The 3,392-nt window shown below is 53.7% G+C and carries 2 protein-coding genes; both read left to right on the forward strand.

The window, feature by feature from the left end:
• Positions 1 to 135: 135 nt before the first annotated feature.
• Positions 136 to 2,424, forward strand: a complete 2,289-nt coding sequence (locus QVO99_RS00090) for a TonB-dependent receptor (RefSeq protein ID WP_022315543.1) — start codon at positions 136 to 138, stop codon at positions 2,422 to 2,424.
• A gap of 71 nt (positions 2,425 to 2,495) precedes the next feature.
• The gene (gene pnuC / locus QVO99_RS00095) at positions 2,496 to 3,128 is read left to right on the forward strand and encodes a nicotinamide riboside transporter PnuC (RefSeq protein WP_022315544.1); all 633 of its coding nucleotides are present in this window, start codon (positions 2,496 to 2,498) and stop codon (positions 3,126 to 3,128) included.
• Positions 3,129 to 3,392: the final 264 nt, after the last annotated feature.

Raw genomic sequence — 3,392 nt, forward strand, 5'->3', positions numbered from 1 at the left:
AATGATTGGGAGATGCAGGCTACTCCGCTTCGGCAGAGATTGAGAGATGCAGGAACAGATGCAGCGCAACTGATTCCCACGACAGAAAAGGGAAGCCAAAAGTAACAAAACAACAATAAAAAAAAACAGGTTAAGATGAAAAGAATCAACCAAGTGGCAATGGCAGTGGTATGTACGCTATGCGCACAGAACGCCCTTGCACAGAAAGACGTAGACACCGTGAAGGTGCGCCAGCTCAACGAGGTGGTGGTGAAGGCAGTGAGAGCACAGAAGAACGCTCCATTCGCCGTGGCAAACATCGAGAAATCGGAACTGAAAGACTTCTCCACTACGGGCCGCGAACTGCCATACCTCTTCTCTCGCACACCGGGAATAATATCATGGAGCGAGAACGGTATCGGAACGGGAACGACATACCTCCGCATGCGTGGTGCTGCGGGAAGCCGCATCAACGTGACTCTCGACGGAGTGGCACTCAACTCGCCTGAAGACCAGCAGGTGTTCTGGGCTAACATGAACAGCTATGCCGCACTGCTGGGCAGCGTGCAGATACAGAGAGGTGTGGGAGCGTCGACAAACGGTGACGGTGCGTTCGGAGGTTCGATTTCGCTCGCCACACAGGCGCCTCAGGTGAAGCCGTTCGCCGAGCTGACCGGCTCCTACGGCACCTACAACACCTACAACACGGGTGCAAGCTTCTCCACCGGACTGCTCTTCAACCACCTGATATTCGACGGAGCATACCACGAAACGGCAACCGACGGATTCGTTGACGGCACTCGCGGACGCTCGGGCTCATACTACGGCGGACTGACATGGCTGGGCGACAACTTCCAGATAAGATACAAGAATATCGGAAACTTCGAGAAGACCGGACAGGCCTGGAACTATATCACCGGACCGGAAGGAACTGAGTCTTACAAGCAGATATACGAGATGGGCCTGGGACGCAGCAACACGCTGCTCGGAAACTACGACAAGGATGAGAACGGCAACTACAAGCTTACTCCATTCACCTACCGCGACGGCACTCCATGGGACCGCACGACGGACAATTTCTACCAGAACCACAACATCCTCTCTGCCACATGGCAACCCTCTGAACACTGGACTCACAATGCCGCCCTGCACTACACCTACGGACGCGGATACTACAAGGACCTGAAGGTGAAGAAGTCGCTGGCTGAGAAATTCGGCATCAACGAACGCAACGACGCAGGCAAGTTCATCAAGAGCGACGCCGTGAGACTGAAGGGACTCACACAGAACGCCTACGGACTGGTGTATAACGTGAACTACAAGGACGAGGAGTGGGACGTGACCGGAGGAGTGAACCTACAGCAGTTCCGCGGCAGCCACTGGGGATATCTCACATACATCAAGGACGAGGCACTGGAACAGAAATACTTCGACAACCACGGCAAATACAAATACTACGACTCCGACGCACGCAAGGATGACTACAGCGCATTCGTGAAGGCAGCATACACATTCCTCGACAACTGGAACGTATTCGCCGACCTGCAGTACCGCCACGTGGGATACAAGACCGACGGCATCAACGACAAGTTCGTGACGGGAAGCGACGGCAACTACTACGCACAGCGACTCGACGTGGACGACGACTTCAACTTCTTCAACCCGAAGGCCGGTGTGAGCTACACCAACGGCGGACACAAGGCTTACGCATCGGTATCGCTCGCAAACCGTGAGCCGGAGCGCAACAACTATACCGACAACGGCAACTATCCTTACCCGAAGAAGGAGCAGGTGACCGACTATGAACTGGGATACCAGTATACTGGCAACAACTGGCACGCCGGAGCAAACTTCTACTATATGGCCTACGACAACCAGATTGCACAGACAGGACAGACGAGCGACATCGGCGAGGCACTGACCACAAACATCAAGGACTCCTACCGCATGGGTGTGGAGCTGACCGCCGGATGGGCACCGCTCTCATGGATGAGCGTGGAGGGAAACGCCGCTCTGAGCCAGAACAAGATAAAGGACTTCGACGAATATCTGGGCGACCACGTGAACCACTACGACAAGTCTACCCTCGCCTACTCGCCAAGCGCCATACTCAACGGATTCCTGGATTTCCACTATCAGGGTTTCAACGCCACATGGCACACCAACTTCGTGAGCAAGCAGTATGTGGACAACTCTGAGAGCAGCGAGCGCCAGCTGCCAAGCTTCTCTCAGACCGACATCAACATGAGCTACACCATCAACCTGAAGGGCTGCGGACTGAAGAGCGTGAAGCTCGGTCTCGACCTCAACAACATCTTCGACCGCCACTATGCCGTGATGGGCTACGACTGGGGATGGTATGAGGGCGACACCCGCAAGTCTTATCTGGGATATGTGCCGGCAGCGGGATTCACGATGATGGGTAACATCACGCTGAGATTCTAAGATGACGGGGAAACATCCCTTCGAGATTATAAATGACGGAATACTTCCCACTGGGATCATAAGACTACATCATGACTGAATTTATCACCGAACACTGGCTCGACATCTTCACCACGCTGCTGGGCCTACTGTATATCTGGCTGGAATACCGCGCACATATCGCCCTCTGGCTCGTGAGCATCATAATGCCGGCTCTCGACATCTGGCTCTACTGGAGCCACGGGCTATACGGCGACGCGGGAATGGCGGCATACTACACCCTCGCCGGCATCTACGGATATGTCATGTGGCGATACGGCACGGCGATAAAGACGCTCTTCGCCAAAGGCGTGAGGATGGGCGACGCACCGAAGAACGCATTGCCCATCACCCACATGCCGGCAAGGAGATATGCTCCGGTGGCTGTGGCGTTTGTGGCGGCATGGGCGGCGACATACTGGATTCTGGTGGAGTTCACCAACAGTACGGTGCCGCTGCTCGACTCCTTCACCAATGCCCTGAGCTTCATCGGCCTGTGGGCGCTGGCAAAGAAATACATCGAGCAATGGCTGTTCTGGATTGCGGTAGACGTGGTGTGCTGCTATCTCTATGTGGTGAAGGGCATCCCCTTCAAGGCAGGACTCTACGGACTATATGTTGCAATCGCCGTAGCCGGCTACTTCAAGTGGAATCGGATGATGAAAGAACAGACTGTCCGGGCATAGCAACCGCCGACCGGACAACATATAACTGAATAAAAATAGAGGCCATCAACAAGAGGTGGTCTCTATTTTTTTTGTATCGGAAAATATTGCAATGGGAAATTATTGCATCGGATAATATTGCAACGGATAATATTGTATCGGAAAATATTGTAACGGGAAATAAATGTCGTTCATCAGGCTATTTCCCCTATCGGCAATCAAGACTATAACCGTCTGTTCCATCCTCTGCCTATGATTTCTGCCAATCACTTCAGCCCCCTCTCG

Source organism: Prevotella sp. CAG:592 (genome assembly GCF_000436015.1).
In the GTDB taxonomy this organism is placed as follows: Bacteria; Bacteroidota; Bacteroidia; order Bacteroidales; family Bacteroidaceae; genus Prevotella; species Prevotella pectinovora.

Excerpts from the sequence above, each read along its gene's own strand:
- pnuC (WP_022315544.1), top strand. The coding sequence starts at position 2,496 with ATGACTGAATTTATCACCGAACACTGGCTCGACATCTTCACCACGCTG.
- QVO99_RS00090 (WP_022315543.1), top strand. The coding sequence starts at position 136 with ATGAAAAGAATCAACCAAGTGGCAATGGCAGTGGTATGTACGCTATGC.